General features: G+C 69.6%; 15 protein-coding genes. 10 read left to right on the plus strand and 5 right to left on the minus strand.

Features of this window, described 5'->3' with window-relative positions:
- Nucleotides 1-123: 123 nt before the first annotated feature.
- From CBM2588_RS27710 to CBM2588_RS27745, 8 genes are all read left to right on the plus strand, one after another.
- The gene (locus CBM2588_RS27710; RefSeq protein WP_115683444.1) at nucleotides 124-1,776 is read left to right on the plus strand and encodes a HAMP domain-containing methyl-accepting chemotaxis protein; all 1,653 of its coding nucleotides are present in this window, start codon (nucleotides 124-126) and stop codon (nucleotides 1,774-1,776) included.
- 39 nt (nucleotides 1,777-1,815) lie between these two features.
- Nucleotides 1,816-2,289 carry a chemotaxis protein CheW gene (locus CBM2588_RS27715; protein WP_115683445.1) on the plus strand — a complete coding sequence of 158 codons (474 nt, stop codon included), beginning with the start codon at nucleotides 1,816-1,818 and terminating at the stop codon, nucleotides 2,287-2,289.
- Nucleotides 2,286-3,581: a CheR family methyltransferase gene (locus tag CBM2588_RS27720; RefSeq protein WP_115683446.1), complete on the plus strand. Its 1,296-nt coding sequence runs from the start codon at nucleotides 2,286-2,288 to the stop codon at nucleotides 3,579-3,581. The genes CBM2588_RS27715 and CBM2588_RS27720 overlap by 4 nt, the downstream gene beginning before the upstream one ends.
- The gene (locus CBM2588_RS27725; protein WP_115683447.1) at nucleotides 3,574-4,284 is read left to right on the plus strand and encodes a chemotaxis protein CheW; all 711 of its coding nucleotides are present in this window, start codon (nucleotides 3,574-3,576) and stop codon (nucleotides 4,282-4,284) included. Before CBM2588_RS27720 ends, CBM2588_RS27725 begins: the two co-directional genes overlap by 8 nt.
- Nucleotides 4,281-6,602 (plus strand): hybrid sensor histidine kinase/response regulator, encoded by a 2,322-nt coding sequence (locus CBM2588_RS27730; protein WP_115683448.1) that lies wholly within the window; start codon nucleotides 4,281-4,283, stop codon nucleotides 6,600-6,602. Before CBM2588_RS27725 ends, CBM2588_RS27730 begins: the two co-directional genes overlap by 4 nt.
- Entirely contained in the window at nucleotides 6,599-7,636 is a 1,038-nt protein-coding gene (locus CBM2588_RS27735) for a chemotaxis response regulator protein-glutamate methylesterase (protein WP_115683449.1), read from the plus strand. The genes CBM2588_RS27730 and CBM2588_RS27735 overlap by 4 nt, the downstream gene beginning before the upstream one ends.
- A gap of 53 nt (nucleotides 7,637-7,689) precedes the next feature.
- Nucleotides 7,690-8,715 (plus strand): diguanylate cyclase, encoded by a 1,026-nt coding sequence (locus CBM2588_RS27740; RefSeq protein ID WP_269462446.1) that lies wholly within the window; start codon nucleotides 7,690-7,692, stop codon nucleotides 8,713-8,715.
- Between the two features lie 337 nt (nucleotides 8,716-9,052).
- Nucleotides 9,053-9,835, plus strand: a complete 783-nt coding sequence (locus CBM2588_RS27745) for a DUF4397 domain-containing protein (RefSeq protein ID WP_115683450.1) — start codon at nucleotides 9,053-9,055, stop codon at nucleotides 9,833-9,835.
- A gap of 72 nt (nucleotides 9,836-9,907) precedes the next feature.
- On the opposite strand, the gene CBM2588_RS27750 is transcribed toward CBM2588_RS27745, so the two are convergent.
- The 4 genes from CBM2588_RS27750 to CBM2588_RS27765 form a co-directional block, all read right to left on the minus strand.
- Nucleotides 9,908-10,234, minus strand: coding sequence for a helix-turn-helix transcriptional regulator (locus CBM2588_RS27750; RefSeq protein ID WP_115683451.1), 327 nt, complete (start codon nucleotides 10,232-10,234; stop codon nucleotides 9,908-9,910).
- A gap of 220 nt (nucleotides 10,235-10,454) precedes the next feature.
- Nucleotides 10,455-11,957, minus strand: a complete 1,503-nt coding sequence (locus tag CBM2588_RS27755) for a tripartite tricarboxylate transporter permease (protein ID WP_115683452.1) — start codon at nucleotides 11,955-11,957, stop codon at nucleotides 10,455-10,457.
- Nucleotides 11,958-11,970: 13 nt separating this feature from the next.
- Entirely contained in the window at nucleotides 11,971-12,432 is a 462-nt protein-coding gene (locus CBM2588_RS27760; protein ID WP_025585326.1) for a tripartite tricarboxylate transporter TctB family protein, read from the minus strand.
- 434 nt (nucleotides 12,433-12,866) lie between these two features.
- On the minus strand, nucleotides 12,867-14,357 hold the full coding sequence (locus CBM2588_RS27765; protein ID WP_115683453.1) for an MATE family efflux transporter: 1,491 nt from the start codon (nucleotides 14,355-14,357) through the stop codon (nucleotides 12,867-12,869).
- 382 nt (nucleotides 14,358-14,739) lie between these two features.
- Between CBM2588_RS27765 and CBM2588_RS27770 the strand changes: the two genes are divergently transcribed.
- Both CBM2588_RS27770 and CBM2588_RS27775 read left to right on the plus strand, forming a co-directional pair.
- Nucleotides 14,740-15,534, plus strand: a complete 795-nt coding sequence (locus CBM2588_RS27770; protein ID WP_115683454.1) for an MHYT domain-containing protein — start codon at nucleotides 14,740-14,742, stop codon at nucleotides 15,532-15,534.
- A gap of 138 nt (nucleotides 15,535-15,672) precedes the next feature.
- Nucleotides 15,673-17,100 (plus strand): NAD-dependent succinate-semialdehyde dehydrogenase, encoded by a 1,428-nt coding sequence (locus CBM2588_RS27775; protein WP_115683455.1) that lies wholly within the window; start codon nucleotides 15,673-15,675, stop codon nucleotides 17,098-17,100.
- Nucleotides 17,101-17,166: 66 nt separating this feature from the next.
- Here CBM2588_RS27775 and CBM2588_RS27780 read toward each other — a convergent pair whose 3' ends face one another.
- On the minus strand, nucleotides 17,167-17,541 hold the full coding sequence (locus CBM2588_RS27780; RefSeq protein WP_111516868.1) for a cytochrome C oxidase subunit IV family protein: 375 nt from the start codon (nucleotides 17,539-17,541) through the stop codon (nucleotides 17,167-17,169).
- Between the last annotated feature and the right edge of the window lie 2 nt (nucleotides 17,542-17,543).

Below are 17,543 nucleotides of genomic sequence, written 5' to 3' on the forward strand. Positions count from 1 at the left end.
CGCAACGCCAGGTCTGCCGCAACCATGCCGCGCGTTGAATCGGGCGGCCGCATACAGTACCCTACCGCGCATCGGCGCCCGCCACCGCCCCCGAACTGCCCCGGCGGCCCCTGGCCGGCATCGTTGCGCCTTCAACAAGAACATCACCGGGATCTCACCGTGAATGAATGGACCATCCGCACGCGCATCCTGGCAAGCTTCTCGCTGATCCTGCTGGTCATGGCGCTGATGGGCGTGGTTGCCTATACCCGCCTGGTTGCGATCGAACGCGAAACCGCCCTGATGCGGGATGACGCACTGCCCGGACTGAACTACAGCACGGCCATCCGCGGCGTCTGGGGCGAGCGCTATGTGCTGGCCTGGCAGGCCATCAACGCCATCGATGAGGCCGAGCGGCGGCGCCTCCAGCAGCAAGCCCAGGAGGCGGCCAGCCGCCTCGACAAGCTCGAGCAGCAATACGACACCACTATCACCCGCGACGAGGACCGGGCCAACTTCCAGGCCTATCGCGACATGCGCGCGCGCTACGAACAGGCGGCCCAGGTCCTGTCGCGCCAGGGCGACTGGGACAGCGCCGCCGCCGCGGCGGCGCTGCGGGGCGAAACCCATGACCGCTGGCTCGACGCGCGCAAGGCGAGCCAGCGCGTGGTGGACGACAACAGCGCGGTCAGCGCGCGCGCGGCGCAAGGCATCGACGATGCCGTCAATGCCGCCAAGATCGGCATCGAAGCGGCGCTGATCGTGGCGGTGGCGGTGGCGCTGCTGTGCGGCTACCTGCTGCTGCGCGCGATCACGGTGCCGATGCAGTCGATCGTCAGCCTGCTGGCCGGCATCCGCGGCGGCGACCTGCGCCTGCGCATGGCGCTGCGCCGCAAGGACGAATTCCATGAAGTCGAGGAAGGCTTCAACCAGATGACCGGCGAGCTGACCTCGCTGGTAGGCCAGGCCCAGCGCACCGCGATCCAGGTCACCACCTCGGTCAACGAGATCGCCGCCACCGCGCGCCAGCAGCAGGCCACCGCCACCGAAACCGCCGCCACCACCACCCAGATCGGCGCGACCTCGCGCGAGATCTCGGCCACCGCGCGCGACCTGGTGCGCACCATCCACGAAGTCTCCAGCGCCGCCGAGCAGGCCGCGGGGTTGGCGGGCACCGGGCAGGTCGGGCTGTCGCGCATGGAAAGCACCATGCAGCATGTGATGGATGCCGCCGGCTCGGTCAACGCCAAGCTGGCCACGCTCAACGAGAAGGCCGGCAATATCAACCAGGTGGTGACCACCATCGCCAAGGTGGCGGACCAGACCAACCTGCTGTCGCTGAACGCCGCGATCGAGGCCGAGAAGGCCGGCGAATACGGCCGCGGCTTTGCCGTGGTGGCCACCGAGATCCGCCGCCTGGCCGACCAGACCGCGGTGGCCACCTACGACATCGAGCAGATGGTGCGCGAGATCCAGTCGGCGGTGTCGGCCGGAGTCATGGGCATGGACAAGTTCTCGGAGGAAGTGCGCCGCGGCATGTCCGAGGTCACGCAGGTGGGCGACCAGCTGTCGCAGATCATCGCCCAGGTGCAGTCGCTCGCGCCGCGGGTGCTGATGGTCAATGAAGGCATGCAGGCCCAGGCCGGCGGCGCCGAGCAGATCAACCAGGCGCTGATGCAGTTGTCCGAGGCCGCGCAGCAGACCGTGGAATCGCTGCGCCAGTCGAGCCAGGCGATCGACGAGCTGACGCTGGTCGCCAACGACCTGCGCAGCGGCGTGTCGCGCTTCAAGGTCTAGGCTGCCGATTCCCGTACCGGGCCATTGCGCGCCGCCGCCATGAAACTCTTCCTGCTGTTCCGCCTCGGCGCCGACCACTACGCGCTCGATGCCGCCGAGGTGGCCGAGGTGCTGCCGCTGACGCGCCTGAAGCAGATTCCCGGCGCGCCGGCGTGGGTGGCGGGACTGATGCAGCGGCGCGGCCAGCCGGTGCCGGTGGTCGACCTGCCCGCGCTCGCCACCGGCGTGCCCGCGGCGCTGCGCACCAGCACGCGCACCGTGCTGGTCCATTACCGCCGCGCTGAAAGCGAGCCGGTGCGGCTGCTCGGCCTGCGCCTGGAGGCTGCCACCCAGACCCTGCGCTGCCCGGCGGAATCGTTCGTCGATGCCGGCATCGCCGGCGCCAGCCCGCGCTATCTCGGTCCGGTGCGGCATGACGCGCGCGGGCTGGTGCAATGGGTCAGGGTCGGCGCGCTGCTGCCGGACGACGTCCACGCCATGCTGTTCGCCGACGCTGCCGGGGAGCCCGCGTGAGCACCGCCGCGCATATCGAAGCGCTGCTCAAGGCCCGCATCGGGCTCGATGCCGGCGCCATCGGCAGCGGTGCGGTGGCGCGCGCCGTGCGCGAGCGCCAGCAGGCACGGCAGGCGCCCGATACCGAGACCTACTGGCAGCTGCTGCAGGGCACCGCCGACGAATTCCAGGCGCTGATCGAGGCCGTGGTGGTGCCCGAGACCTGGTTCTTCCGGCATCGCGAGGCCTTGCTGGCGCTGGGCCGCTTTGCCGCCGAGCGCGCCTTTGCCGACGGCAGGCGCACGCTGCGGCTGCTGAGCCTGCCCTGCTCCACCGGCGAAGAGCCGTATTCGATCGCCATGGCGCTGCTCGACGCGGGCGTGCCGCCGGGGCGCTTCTATATTGACGCGGTCGACATCAGCGCATGCGCGCTGGCGCGCGCGCGCCAGGCGCAATACGGCCCCAATGCCTTCCGCAGCGCGCCGCTCGACTTCCGCGACCGCTATTTCACCGCCACGCCCACGGGCTATGTGCTGGACCCGCGCGTGCGCGCGCAGGTGCGGCTGCTGCAGGGCAACCTGGTCGAGCCCGGCCTGCTGGCGGGCGAAGCGCCCTATGACTTCGTGTTCTGCCGCAACCTGCTGATCTACTTCGACGCCGCCGGCCAACGCCAGGCGGTGCAGACGCTGGTGCGCCTGACCATGGCCGACGGCCTGCTCTTCGTCGGGCCGGCCGAGGCCAGCGTGCTGAGCGCGCAGGGGCTGGAGCCGGTCGGCATCCCGTTGTCCTTTGCCTTCCGCAAGCCGGCGGCAGCAGTGCCGCGCGCCCCGGCCCCGTCCCACCCGCCGGTCCACGCCGCCCAGCCGCCCCGCATGGCCGCGCCGCCGCGGCTGCCGCGCCCGCCCGTGACCATGCGTCCAGCTGTGGTGCGCGCGCCCGCGCCGGCCGCAAGGCCTGTGGCCGGCGCGCATGCCGACGAGCATGCCGACGCGCTGGCCGCCATCGCGGCCATGGCCGACCGCGGCGAACTGGACGCGGCCACCGCCGCCTGCCTGGCGCTGCTCGACCGTGCCGCGCCCGATGCCGATGGCAGCGCCCTGGCCGATGCCTATGGCATGCTCGGCGTGCTGCACGACGCCGCCGGCCGCACCGCCCAGGCGCACGCGGCCTACCGCAAGGCGCTGTACCTGGATCCGTCGCACCAGGAAAGCCTCTATCACCTGGCCGCGCTGCTCGACACCGAAGGCGACCACGACGGCGCCACCCGCCTGCGCCAGCGCGCGCAGCGCCAAACCCGCAAGCACCATGGCTGAGACCCAGGCCCATCCCTTTGCCACCGTGGTGCGCGCCGCGGGCGTGGACGACTGCTGGCGGCGCATCGGCGTGCGCGGAGACGGCAGCTGCCCGGCGCTGGCCGAGCACGCGCACTGCCGCAACTGCCCCACCTACGCGCGGGCCGCCGCGATGTTGCTGGACGCGCAGCAACTGGACCAGGCCCTGCAGGAACTGCCGGATGCCGCCGACGACAGCGCCGACGACAGCGGCAACGACAATGCCCAGGACGCCAACGCGCTGGCATGCCTGGTGTTCCGCATCGGCGAGGAATGGCTGGCGCTGCCCACCGCCGCGCTGGGCGAAGTCACCGCGCCAAGCCCGGTGCATTCGCTGCCCCACCGGCGCGACGCCGCGGTGCTGGGGCTGGCCGCGGTGCGCGGCAACCTGCTGGCCTGCCTGTCGCTGGCGCACCTGTTCGACACGGGCGCGGCCCAGGCCGAGCCCGATGCCGGGGGCGGCCGTTTCCTGATCCTCGGACAAGGCCGCGCCGCGATCGCCCTGCCGGTGGCCGAGATCGCCGGCATCGTGCGCGTGCGGCGCGCCGCGTTGCAGCCGCTGCCCGCCACGCTGGCACGGGGCTCGGCCCGCTATGCGCAGGCGCTGTTCGTCGACCAGGGCCGCAGCGTCGGCCTGCTCGACGCCGCGCAAGTCCGCCAGGCGCTGGCACGGAGCCTGGCATGAACCCCGAACAACTGCGCGACGCCTCGCTGCTGGAACTGTTCGCACTCGAGGCCGACGCCCAGGCCGAGATCCTCAATGCCGGCCTGCTGGCGCTGGAGCGCTCCCCCGGCGCGTCCGGGCAGCTGGAGGCGTGCATGCGCGCGGCCCACTCGCTCAAGGGCGCGGCCCGCATCGTCGGCCTCGATGGCGGCGTGCGGCTGGCGCATGCGATGGAAGACTGCCTGGTCGCCGCGCAGGGCGGCATGCCGCTCGCCGCCGCGCATATCGATGCGCTGCTGCAGGGCACCGACCTGCTGCTGCGCATCGGCCATCCGCCCGGCGGCGACCCGGACTGGTCCGAGCAGGCCGGCCGGGCCGAGATCGACGCGGTGATACAACGGCTGAGTTCGCTCGACGGCGGCGGCGCGCCGGCACAGCCCGCGGCAGCGGACGCGCCCGCATCCGTGGCGGCGCCGGTCCGCACCCCTGCCCCGCCGCTTCCGCCCGAGCCTGAAGCGGCACCATCGGCACCATCGGCACCGATGGCCGCGCACGCCGCCGACGGCCCCGAGCGCATGCTGCGCATCAATGCCGATGCGCTGGACCAGTTGCTGGCGCTGTCGGGCGAGGCCATGGTCGAATCGCACTGGCTGCGGCCCTTCGGCGCATCGCTGCAAAAGGCGCGGCGCCAGCAGGCGCGCGCGCTGCGCGCGGCCGACACGCTGCAGCAGGCCCTGCGCGAGACGCAGGATGGCGACGGCGCGCATGCCTTGTCTGCAGCCTATGCGGCGCTGGCCGAACTGCGCCAGCTGCTCGACGATGGCCACCGGCAACTGGCGGCCCGGCTGGACGAGTTCGAGCAGTACGACCATCGCGCCACGCGGCTGGCGCGCCGGCTCTACGACAGCGCGCTGGCCTCGCGCATGCGCCCGCTGTCCGACGGCCTGGCCGGCTACGCACGCATGGTGCGCGACCTGGGCCGCGCGCTGGGCAAGTCCGTGCACCTGGAACTGTCCGGCGCCGGCACGCAGGTAGACCGCGACATCCTCGAGGCGCTCGACGCGCCGCTGGCGCACCTGCTGCGCAATGCCGTCGACCATGGCATCGAGGCGCCGGCGGTGCGCGCGGCGCAGGGCAAGCCGCCCGAGGGCGTTGTCACGCTGCACGCGCGCCACAACGCCGGCCGGCTGCAGATCGAGATCTCCGATGACGGCGCCGGGGTCGACCTGGATGCGCTGCGGCGTGCCATCGTGCGGCGGCGGCTGGCCTCCGAGGACACGGCGGCGCGGCTGTCGCAGGCCGAGCTGCTCGACTTCCTGCTGCTGCCCGGCTTCAGCATGCGCGACACCGTCTCCGAAGTCTCCGGGCGCGGCGTCGGCCTCGACGCGGTGCAGGAGATGGTGCGCCGCGTGCGCGGCAGCCTGCGCCTGACGCAGCAGCCTGGCCACGGCCTGCACTTCAGCCTGGAACTGCCGCTGACGCTGTCGGTGGTGCGCACGCTGCTGGTGGACGTGGCCGGCGAAGCCTATGCCTTCCCGCTGGGCCGGGTGCTGCGCGCCACCTCGGTGGCGCGCGGCGAGATCGAACAGACCGAAGGCCACCAGCATTTCCGCCACGAGGGCCGCGCCATCGGCCTTGTCAGCGCGGCGCAGGTGCTGCAGCGGGCCGGCGCCGACGCCGCGCCGGCCAGCGAGCAGGTCCCGGTGGTGGTCATCGGCGAGGGCGAGCGCACCTATGGCATCGCGGTCGACCGCATGCTGGGCGAGCGCCTGCTGGTGGTGCAGCCGTTGCCGGCGGCCCTGGGCAAGATCCGCGACATTGCCGCCGGCAGCCTGACCGACGACGGCACGCCGGTGCTGATCTTCGATGTCGAGGACATGATCCGCTCGGTCGAGAAGCTGGTCTCCGAAGGCCGCATCGAAGGCGTGCGCCAGGGCGCGGCGGCGAGCGTGCAGGCGCGCGCGCGCCGGGTGCTGGTGGTGGACGATTCGCTGACCGTGCGCGAGCTGCAGCGCAAGCTGCTGGCCGGGCGCGGCTATGACGTGACGGTGGCGGTCGACGGCATGGACGGCTGGAACGTGCTGCGCGCCGAGCCCTTCGACCTGGTCATCACCGACATCGACATGCCGCGCATGGACGGCATCGAGCTGGTGCGCAGGATCCGCCAGGACGCCGCGCTGCGCCAGCTGCCGGTGATGGTGGTGTCGTACAAGGACCGCGAACAGGACCGCCAGCGCGGCCTCGAGGCCGGCGCGGACTATTATCTGGCCAAGGGCAGTTTCCACGACGCCGCGTTGCTCGACGCGGTCCAGGACCTGATCGGCGAGGCACGTCCATGAAAATCGGCATCGTCAATGATTCCGCGCTCGCGGTGGCCGCGCTGCGCCGCGCGCTGGCACTGGATCCGGCGTTCGAGATCGCATGGATCGCCGGCGACGGCGCCCAGGCGGTGCAGATGGCCGCGCACCAGACCCCGGACCTGATCCTGATGGACCTGCTGATGCCGGTCATGGACGGGGTCGAGGCCACGCGCCGGATCATGGCCGCCACGCCGTGCGCCATCGTGGTGGTGACCATGGACCTGGGCCGCAACGCCACGCAGGTCTTCGACGCCATGGGCCATGGCGCCATCGACGCGGTCGACACCCCCACGCTGGCCGAGGCCGACGCGCAGCTTGCCGCCGGGCCGCTGTTGCGCAAGCTGCGCAATATCGCGCGCCTGCTGGCCGGCCGGGTAGCACCGCAGCATGCACTGGCGGTGGCACCGCGCGCCGTCAGCGCGGCGCGGCTGGTGGCGATCGGCGCCTCGGCCGGCGGCCCGGCCGCACTGGCAGCGCTGCTGGGCGCGCTGCCGGCGGACTTCGGCGCCGCGGTGGTCACGGTGCAGCATGTCGACGAGGCCTTTGCCGCCGGCATGGCCGAGTGGCTCGACGGACAGTGCGCGCTGCCGGTGCGCATTGCGCGCGCCGGCGAGACTCCGCAGGCCGGCACCGTGCTGCTGGCAGGCACCAACGACCACCTGCGCCTGGCCAGCCCGAGCCGGCTGGCCTACACCGAACAACCCTGCGACTACCTTTACCGCCCCTCCATCGATGTGTTTTTCGAAAGCGTGGTGGAACACTGGCGCGGCGACGTGATCGGCGTGCTGCTCACCGGCATGGGGCGCGACGGCGCACTGGGCCTGAAGGCGATGCGCGACCGCGGCTTCCTGACCATCGCCCAGGACCGCGCCACCAGCGCCGTGTACGGCATGCCCAAGGCCGCCGCCGCGCTCGGCGCCGCCGCCGAGATCCTGCCGCTGCCGCGCATCGCGCCGCGGCTGGTGCAGGCGTGCGGCCCGGCGGCACTGGCCTGCCCTGCGCCGCCCGCCTGAAAGCATGCAACCGGTTCCAGGCCGTGCCGGGACCGCGAGAACAGGAATTGAACATGCAACCCGAATCCTCCAACCCCGCCGGCATGCCCGCCGCGACCGACAAGCAAGAGTACCTGGCCATGGTGCTGCTGGTGGACGACCAGGCCATGGTCGGCGAAGCGGTGCGCCGCGCGCTCGCCACCGAGCCCGATATCGACTTCCACTACTGCTCGCAGCCCGATGAAGCGGTGGCGGTGGCGCAGCGCACAAAGCCCACGGTGATCCTGCAGGACCTGGTGATGCCGGGCGTGGACGGGCTGACGCTGGTGCAGCGCTACCGCGACAACCCGGCCACGCGCGATATCCCGATCATCGTGCTGTCGACCAAGGAAGAAGCCGCGACCAAGGGCGCGGCCTTTGCCGCCGGCGCCAACGACTACCTGGTCAAGCTGCCCGACAGCATCGAGCTGATCGCGCGCATCCGCTACCACTCGCGCTCGTACCTGAACCAGCTGCAGCGCGACGAAGCCTACCGCGCGCTGCGCCAGAGCCAGCAGCAACTGCTCGAGACCAACCTGGAACTGCAGCGCCTCACCAACTCGGACGGGTTGACTGGCTTGTCCAACCGGCGCTATTTCGACGAATACCTTGGCGCCGAATGGCGGCGCGCGCAGCGCGAGCAGACCCAGGTGGCGCTGCTGATGATCGATGTCGACGCGTTCAAGGCCTACAACGACACCTACGGCCACGTCGCCGGCGACGACGTGCTGCGCCGCGTGGCCACGGTGATCCGCGACAATTGCGTGCGCGCCACCGACCTGCCCGCGCGCTTCGGCGGCGAAGAGTTCGCCATGGTGCTGCCGGCCACCTCGCCCGGCGGCGTGCGGCTGCTGGCCGAAAAGGTGCGACGCGCGGTGCAGGCGCTGGCCATCGCCCACAGCGGCTCGCCGACGCTGGACTGCGTCACCGTCAGCATCGGCGGCGCGGTGCTGGTGCCCCAACCCGGCGCGCAGCCAAGCCAGCTGGTGGAGGCGGCCGATGCGGGCCTCTACCAGGCCAAGCGCAATGGCCGCAACCAGGTCATGATGTCGCAAGCCTGAGCCGCGGCCAACGCTGCGGGCAACCGCGCGGCAACAACCGGTTACACATCTGCGCAGGCGGCAGGGCGGCGCGCGGCCACGTCCTGTCGCGCCGCCGCGCCCGCGCTGCCAAGGCACGCCGCCAGGAAGCTCCGCGCAGGCATCACTTCCTGTGGGAATCGTCCGACATTGAATTCGGAGCGTTGCGCCTGTCTGGCCCACCGGTTCAAACCTATCGTTGCATCACGGCAAGCGTGATCCCGCGCCTGCAAACCAGATAGCAACTGGCCACGCGGCCGCCGCGATCCGCGCCGGCATGGGCCAGCTCGTCTCTGACTCTAACAGCAAGAGGTGACCCATGCTTCGATCCAAGACCCTTTTCCTCGGCCTGGCGCTGGCCGCGACCGCGGTGCTGACAGCGTGCGGCGGCGGCGATGACGGCATCGACGACCGCATCGGCCTGAGCAAGCCGAGCGTGCGCGTGATCCATGCCGTCACCGGCGGCCCCAATGTCGACGTGCTGCAGAACGGCTCGCTCACCAGCATGGTCAACAAGCCCTACAAGTTCGTCTCGACCTACTTCAACGTTGAAACCGGCAACCAGCTGATCTCGTTCAACGCCGCCGGCACGCAGACCGAACTGGCCCGCGGCAGCCTGGTGGCGGCCACCGGCCACAAGTACACCGTGGTGGCGGTGCCGGGTGCGTCGGTCGCGGAAACGGTGACGATCGACGATCCGTTCGGCAAGGGCCTGCTGTCGAACAAGGCGCGCGTGCGCTCGCTGAACGCCTCGTTCAATGCGCAGAACATCGACATCTACGTGACCCTGCCCGCGATCGACCTGAACTCGGTCGCGCCGACCTTCGCCGCGGTGGGCTACAAGCAGGCCTCGCCGGCATCGGGCCAGGATTCGATCGACCTGGACGGCAACACCACCTATCGCCTGCGCATCACGCCGGCCGGCTCCAAGACCGTGATCTTCGACTCGGGCGCGTTGACGCTGGCCAATAACGCCGACTGGCTGATCACCACCATCCCGTCGGACGGCATTGCCGGCCTGACGCCTAACAAGATCAAGGTGCTGGTGGCGCGCGGCGACGACGAATCGCAAGCCGGCCTGGAGCTGGTGACGACGCAATAACGCTGTCGCGGTTGCCCGTGGCAGGCGGGCAGCATGCGGGAGGCCGGTCCGGAGGGACCGGCCTCTTTTTTCTTAAGGTTGGGCGTCGCGCTGCGCCGGCGTTTCATCGGCGGGCTCCAGCTCCGCCTTCAGCACGGCCAGGTGCGAGATATACGACTCCAGTTCGGCCCGCCCCTGCGCGGTGATGCAGTACACGCGGCCGCTGCCTTCGACCAGCTCGGCGGTGATGGCGCGGGCCATCATCAGGCTGCGCAGGATCGGCCGCAGCGAGCGGATGTTCTTTTCGATGCCGCGCTCACGCAGCCGGTCGACCAGGCTGAGCACCGTCGACGGGCTCGACTGGACCAGCTTGAGGACATAGATTCTGGAGAAAAACCGGTCAAGGGTAGGCGGTTTCATGGGCGCTGTCGGCGCACCCAATGGTGCGGGAATCCTGATCATCATGCGCAGCCCATGACTGCTGCCGCAGTCGGGCACTCTCTGGGAAACAGGGCGGGCGGACGCGCGGCGCGCGCCGTGCCCGCGAAAGACAACGGGGTGCGCGAAGGCACCCCGAAAGCTTGCGTTGCTCGCGCCGGCCGCTTGCGGGGCCGGCGCCATTCCGGGGCGCTCGCTGGCGCTAGTCTTCCTGGAACGCTTCCTCGCGCTTGGCCTTGATCGACGGCAGCGCCACCACCGCCACCAGCGCGGCGGCCGCGATCAGCAGGCCCACCGACAGCGGCCGGGTCACGAACACGCTGAAGTCGCCACGCGACAGCAGCAGCGTGCGGCGGAAGTTCTCTTCCATCATCGGCCCCAGCACGAAGCCGAGCAGCAGCGGCGCCGGTTCGCACTTGAGCTTCAGGAACAGGTAGCCGATCACGCCAAAGCCCGCGGCCATGAACACGTCGAAGGTCTGGTTGTTGACCGAGTACACGCCGATGCCGCAGAACACCAGGATCGCCGGGTACAGGAAGCGGTACGGCACGGTCAGCAGCTTCACCCAGATGCCGATCATCGGCAGGTTCAGGATGATCAGCATCAGGTTGCCGATCCACATCGAGGCGATCAGGCCCCAGAACAGCGACGGGTTGCTGGTCATCACCTGCGGGCCGGGCTGGATGTTGTGGATGGTCATCGCCCCCACCATCAGCGCCATCACCGCATTGGGCGGGATGCCCAGCGTCAGCAGCGGGATGAACGAGGTCTGCGCCGCGGCGTTGTTGGCCGATTCCGGACCCGCCACGCCTTCGATCGCGCCCTTGCCGAACTCATGCGCATTCTTGGAAGTCTTCTTCTCCAGCGAGTACGCCGCGAACGAAGCCAGCGAGGCACCGCCGCCCGGCAGGATGCCCAGCGCCGAGCCCAGCGCGGTGCCGCGCAGCACGGCCGGGATCATGCGCTTGAAGTCCTCCTTGGTCGGGAACAGGTTGGTGACCTTGTTGGTGAAGGTCTCGCGGGCTTCCTTCTGCTCCAGGTTGGCGATGATCTCGGCAAAGCCGAACATGCCCATCGCCAGCGCGACGAAGTCGATGCCGTCGGTCAGCTCCGGCACATCGAACGAGAAGCGCGCGGCGCCCGAGTTCACGTCGGTGCCGATCAGTCCCAGCAGCAGGCCCAGCACGATCATCGCGATGGCCTTGGGCAGCGAGCCGGAAGCCAGCACCACGGCACCGATCAGGCCCAGCACCATCAGCGAGAAATACTCGGCGGGGCCGAACTTGAAGGCGATTTCCGACAGCGGCGTGGCAAACGCGGCCAGGATCAGCGTGGCGACGCAGCCGGCGAAGAACGAGCCCAGGCCGGCAGTGGCCAGCGCCACCCCTGCCCTTCCTCGCCTTGCCATCTGGTAGCCGTCGATGGTGGTCACCACCGACGACGATTCGCCCGGCAGGTTCACCAGGATGGCGGTGGTCGAGCCGCCGTACTGCGCGCCGTAGTAGATGCCGGCCAGCATGATCAGCGCGGCCACCGGCGGCAGCGTGTAGGTGATCGGCAGCAGCATGGCGATGGTGGCCAGCGGTCCCAGGCCCGGCAGCACGCCGATCAGCGTGCCCAGCACGCAGCCCAGGAAGGCATAGGCCAGGTTCTGCAGCGACAGCGCGGTCGAAAAACCCAGCGCGAGGTGTTCAAACAATTCCATGATGCGGCGCTCCTTAACCGGTGATGAAGGCCGGCCACACCGGCATCTGCAGGTTGATGCCGTACACGAAGGCGCCCAGGCTGATCAGCACCAGCACCACCGCGTTGAGCAGCGCGCCCTTCCAGCTGAACTCATGGCTGGCCATCGACGACACCAGCACCAGCACGAACACCGACAGCACCATGCCCAGCGGCTTGAGCAGCAGGCCGAACAGCACCACCGAGCCGAGGATCCACAGCAAGGTCTTCAGGTCCCAGCGGGCCAGGTGGTCCTGCTCGCCCTTGGGCGACAGCGAGGTCAGCAGCACCACCGCCCCCAGCACCGCGAGCACCAGGCCCAGCAGGAATGGAAAGTATCCGGGTCCCATCTTGGCGGCCGTCCCCATGGAATAGCCGCGAGCGACCCAGGAAAAGCCCAGCCCGACCAGAATGAACATCAGGCCGGAGGCAAAGTCCTTTTGGCTGCGTATGCGCAAAACGATTCTCCTCAAAGTTCACGAAATGCCGTGCCGGGGGCGCACTGGCTCAGGCGCAACAGGCATGCAAGCGGGCATGCTCCCCGACGGTTGACCCGAACCTTAGAGACGTGATCTTTCAGGTGCCTTTCATTTGTCCTGTTTTAGGGGTATTTACCAATGAACCCTTAAAACAAGGCAAATCCGGCGATGACGCGCGCGCAATTACCTCACGTTGTGATGTAATTTGACGCAAGAAATACGAAGGAAAAGTCAACAGGAACGTCAGGCGAAACAAGACGGCGCGCGCCCTTGCATCAACGCAGGGCGCGGCCGCAAAGACGCGTGCCGATGCCCTGGCGGCAGGGCACGCGTGTGCCGGGAAGGAGTGTCAGCGGTGACACGATGACACATCGATCTTTCGGAAGGCTTTCAATGCGGGGCTCGCAGGGCGATCAGCGCGCGGCCTCGGCCGTTGGCCTGGCGCTGCTGGCCGCATCGACGGCCTCGCCGGCGTCTTCGCAGGGCGTGCCCATGCTGGTATCGGGCGCCTGCCCCACCGCCTCGGCCGGATGCGGCGCGGCGGGCAGGATCTGGCTGCCACGCCAGTTGCCGAAGCGGTAGTAGCCGAGCGCCAGTGCCAGCGACACCACCGAGCCGAGCGGGAAGCTCCACCAGATCGCGTCGGCGCCGATGCGCGGGCCCAGCGCCCAGGCAAACGGCAGCCGGATCACCCACATCGACAGGAACAGGATCACCAGCGGCGCCATCACCGCGCCGGTGGCGCGCACCGTGCCGAAGATGACGATGGTGAAGCCGAACAGGATGAACGACCACAGCACCACCACGTTGATATGCTGGGCGATGCCGATGGCAACCCCGTCGGTGCCGAGGAACAGGCCCAGCGAATGGCGGTTGAACAGGTAGATCAGCGCCACCAGTGCGCCGGTCATGGCGACGTTGAACAGCAGCCCCATGCGCGTGATGCGCGCCACGCGCTGCCACAGCCCGGCGCCGACGTTCTGCGCCACCATCGACGACACGCTCGCGCCCACCGCCAGCGCGGGCATCTGCACATAGGTCCACAACTGCGACGCCACGCCATAGGCGGCGGTGGTCTGCGAGCCATAGGCGTTGACCAGCGCCATCATCACGATCGCGGACGACGAGATCACCACCATCTGCAGGCCCATCGGCAGGCCCTTGACCACCAGCGCGCGCAGGATCGCCGGGTCCGGCACCAGCAGCGCCAGCTGGCCGCGATGCAGCAGCAGGAAATGCCGGCGCCGGTACAGCAGCGCCAGCATCGCCGCCAGGCTCGCCAGCTGGGCGATCAGCGTGGCCAGCGCCGAGCCCGCGATGCCCATGGCCGGGACCGGGCCCACGCCGAAGATCAGGATCGGGTTGAGCACCACGTCCAGCACCACCGACAGCAGCATGAACCAGAACGGCGTGCGCGAGTCGCCGGCGCCGCGCAGCGTCATCATCACGAAGTTGTAGAAGTACATGAACGGCAGCGCCAGGAAGATGATGCGCAGGTAGGCCACCGCCAGCGGCGCGGCATCGGGCGGGGTCCGCATCGCCGCGAGGATGTCCGGGGTGTAAAAGTAGCCGAGCGCCGAGGCCAGCACCGACAGCGCGACGAAGAAGGTGGTGCTGGTGCCGACCACGCGGCGCGCCTCGTCGACGTCGCGCGCGCCGACGGCCTGGCCGATCATGATGGTGTTGGCCATGCTGATGCCGAACACCACGCCCAGCAGGAAGAACAGGATGATGTTGGCGTTGGAGGTGGCGGTCAGCGCGGCCTCGCCCAGGAAGCGCCCGACCCAGATCGAATTGATCGAGGCGTTCAGCGACTGCAGGATGTTGCTGCCGAGCACCGGCAGCGAGAACAGCAGCAGGGTCCGGCCGATCGGGCCGGTGGTCAGTCTGGCATCGGGCTTCATGAGGCGTCGCGCGAGGGAAATCCGCCCAGTCTATTCCTGCCCCCCGGCGGCCTACAAGCGTGCCGAGCCTTAACCCCGTCGTTCCCGCGAAGGCGGGAACCCAGTGACTTTTTCCCCGGAGGGGACGTGAAAGACGCTGGATTCCCGCCCGCGCGGGAATGACGGTGTGTTTGATGCCTGTACTGAACGGCATACGGCTCCGCCCGCCCCTTTTTACCTGAATGAGTTATTTCCGGCCGATGGCCGGCGACGCATACTCCGGCTGGGACCAGCGCGTCCCGGGCCGGCTGCCGGACGGGGTAATCCGGGATTATCCGGGCTTATCCGGATCGATCCGGCATGCGAGCGCCTTCCGCCGCAGTCAAAACAAGGAGGTGGGGTCATGTTTGTCGGTTTCGAGCCTGTTGCCGGCGCCCTGGTGCCGTTTGCCTATGACTGGCCGATGGTGGGCCTGTCGTTCCTGATCTCGGTATGCGGCGCCTACGTCGGCCTGCGCTGGTCGCGCCGGGTGCGCCAGCCCGACGGGCGCCTGGACGTCGACCGGCTGCTGTGCGCCAGCGTGGCGCTGGGCGGCGGCGCGGTCTGGTCGATGCACGTCATCGGCATGGTGGCCTACCAGACCCCGACCCATCGCGAGTTCGGGCTGTTCACCACGCTGGCCTCGCTGCTGGTGGTGATGGTGCTGGCCGGGGCCGGCCTGGCGATCGCCTCGCGGCCGCGCGGCAGCCGCAGCGCCAACGTGGTCCAGGGCGGCGTGCTGACCGGGCTGGGCGTGGTGGCGATGCACTACACCGGCATGGCCGCGATCCGTTCCAACACCCGCTTCGACTGGGATCTCGCCATCATTGGCTTGTCGGTGGTGATCGCGGTGGTGGTGTCGGTGGTGGCGCTGTGGCTGGCCACCACGGTGAAGACCGGCGGCAAGCAGCTGGCGGCGGCCGTGGTGATGGGCGTGGCGGTCTGCGGCATGCACTACACCGGCATGTCGGCCGGCACCATGATCTGCACCAGCCCGTCCTACGCGCCCAGCCTGTTTGCGATCGAGGGCGACAGCATCGGCTATGCGGTGTTCGGGCTGAGCCTGATCACGCTGCTGGTGATCCTGGTGGTGGAAGCCACGCGCACCGGCGCCGTGGCCGCCCCCGCCGCGATGGCACGCACGCGCGACCCCGCCTGACACCGGGCTCACGGGCCGGAGGCTGACGGCCCGGCGGGCCCGTTCCCGCACATTCCTGGCTGGCACCGACCCGGCGCGCTGCATGAACGCGGCGGCCGGGTTAAGCTTGCGCTTTCACCGCCCACCAGGAGAACACGCATGTACCAGGATCTCGCCCTCTATATCGACGGAGAATTCATCAAGGGAGGCGACCGGCGGGAGCAGGAGGTCATCAACCCGGCCACGCAGGAAGTGCTGGGCCAGCTGCCGCACGCCACGCGCGCCGACCTGGACCGCGCCCTGGCCGCCGCGCAGCGCGCCTTCGAAAGCTGGAAGAAGACCTCGCCGCTGGAGCGCGGCAAGATCCTGCGCCGCGTCGGAGAACTCGCGCGCGAGCGCGCCCGCGACATCGGCCGCAATATCACGCTGGACCAGGGCAAGCCGCTGGCCGAGGCGGTCGGCGAGATCATGGTCTGCGCCGAGCATGCCGACTGGCACGCCGAGGAATGCCGCCGCATCTACGGCCGCGTGATCCCGCCGCGCCAGCCCAATGTGCGCCAGCTGGTGGTGCGCGAGCCGATCGGCGTCTGCGCCGCGTTCACCCCCTGGAACTTCCCCTTCAACCAGGCCATCCGCAAGATCGTTGCCGCGGTGGGCGCGGGCTGCACGCTGATCCTGAAGGGCCCCGAGGACTCGCCCAGCGCGGTGGTGGCGCTGGCGCAGCTGTTCCACGACGCCGGCCTGCCGCCGGGGGTGCTCAACATCGTCTGGGGCGTGCCGTCCGAGGTCTCGACCTACCTGATCGAATCGCCGATCGTGCGCAAGATCTCGTTCACCGGCTCGGTGCCGGTGGGCAAGCAGCTGGCGGCGCTGGCCGGCGCGCACATGAAGCGCGTCACCATGGAGCTGGGCGGGCATTCGCCGGTGCTGGTGTTCGACGATGCCGACATCGACCCGGCCGCCGAGATGCTGGCGCGCTTCAAGCTGCGCAATGCCGGCCAGGTATGCGTGTCGCCCACGCGCTTCTACGTCCAGGAGAAGGCCTATGACCGCTTCCTGGCGCGCTTCACCGAGGTGATCGGCTCGATCAAGGTCGGCAACGGCCTCGAGGACGGCACCCAGATGGGCCCGCTGGCGCACGAGCGCCGGGTGCTGTCGATGGAGCAGTTCCTGGACGATGCCAGCCATCGCGGCGGCAAGGTGGTGGCGGGCGGCTCGCGCCTGGGCGACAAGGGTTACTTCTTCGCGCCGACCGTGGTCACCGACCTGCCCGACGACGCGCGCCTGATGACCGACGAGCCCTTCGGCCCGGTGGCGCCGGTGACGCGCTTCAAGGACACCGCCGAGGTGCTGCGCCGCGCCAACAGCCTGCCCTACGGCCTGGCGTCCTACGTGTTCACCAACTCGCTGAAGACCGCGACCGAAGTGTCCAACGGCCTCGAAGCCGGCATGGTCAACATCAACCACTTCGGCATGGCGCTGGCCGAAACCCCGTTCGGCGGCATCAAGGACTCGGGCATCGGCAGCGAAGGCGGCCTGGAGACCTTCGACGGCTACCTGGTGACCAAGTTCATTACCCAGGTCTGAGCGCCCGGGGGCGGCGCAAGGCGGCCTGCCGCCGGCGCCCTCCCCGGGGCCGGCGGCGCCTCCCCGTCAGCGGAAGAAGATGCCGCGCGTCAGGAACGTATGATTCGCTTCTTCCGCCATCAGCCAGACCAGCACCAGCAGGCACAGCGGCGGGATCAGGATGGCGCAGATCAGCGCCATGCGCTCCCATGCCATGTGCATGAACACCGCCACGATCAGCCCCGCCTTCAGGCTCATGAACAGCAGGATCAGGGTCCAGCGCAGATAGCCGCTGACATGGAAGTAATCGACCATGTAGGACAGCGCGGACAGCACGAACAGCAGCAGCCAGATCTTCAGGTACAGCCCGATCGGATGCTGCTGGCCGTGGTGCGCGGCGTCCGCGCCAGTGGCATGCGGGGGCGTTGCCGGCGCCGCGGGGGTTGCAGGGTTCGATGCCATGG

This window comes from Cupriavidus taiwanensis, from assembly GCF_900250075.1.
Taxonomy (GTDB): Bacteria; Pseudomonadota; Gammaproteobacteria; order Burkholderiales; family Burkholderiaceae; genus Cupriavidus; species Cupriavidus taiwanensis_C.

Coding starts and splice junctions, on each gene's coding strand:
- CBM2588_RS27745 (WP_115683450.1), top strand. CDS start 9,053: ATGCTTCGATCCAAGACCCTTTTCCTCGGCCTGGCGCTGGCCGCGACC.
- CBM2588_RS27765 (WP_115683453.1), bottom strand. CDS start 14,357: ATGAAGCCCGATGCCAGACTGACCACCGGCCCGATCGGCCGGACCCTG.
- CBM2588_RS27775 (WP_115683455.1), top strand. CDS start 15,673: ATGTACCAGGATCTCGCCCTCTATATCGACGGAGAATTCATCAAGGGA.
- CBM2588_RS27755 (WP_115683452.1), bottom strand. CDS start 11,957: ATGGAATTGTTTGAACACCTCGCGCTGGGTTTTTCGACCGCGCTGTCG.
- CBM2588_RS27735 (WP_115683449.1), top strand. CDS start 6,599: ATGAAAATCGGCATCGTCAATGATTCCGCGCTCGCGGTGGCCGCGCTG.
- CBM2588_RS27740 (WP_269462446.1), top strand. CDS start 7,690: ATGCAACCCGAATCCTCCAACCCCGCCGGCATGCCCGCCGCGACCGAC.
- CBM2588_RS27780 (WP_111516868.1), bottom strand. CDS start 17,541: ATGGCATCGAACCCTGCAACCCCCGCGGCGCCGGCAACGCCCCCGCAT.
- CBM2588_RS27730 (WP_115683448.1), top strand. CDS start 4,281: ATGAACCCCGAACAACTGCGCGACGCCTCGCTGCTGGAACTGTTCGCA.
- CBM2588_RS27715 (WP_115683445.1), top strand. CDS start 1,816: ATGAAACTCTTCCTGCTGTTCCGCCTCGGCGCCGACCACTACGCGCTC.
- CBM2588_RS27750 (WP_115683451.1), bottom strand. CDS start 10,234: ATGAAACCGCCTACCCTTGACCGGTTTTTCTCCAGAATCTATGTCCTC.
- CBM2588_RS27770 (WP_115683454.1), top strand. CDS start 14,740: ATGTTTGTCGGTTTCGAGCCTGTTGCCGGCGCCCTGGTGCCGTTTGCC.
- CBM2588_RS27725 (WP_115683447.1), top strand. CDS start 3,574: ATGGCTGAGACCCAGGCCCATCCCTTTGCCACCGTGGTGCGCGCCGCG.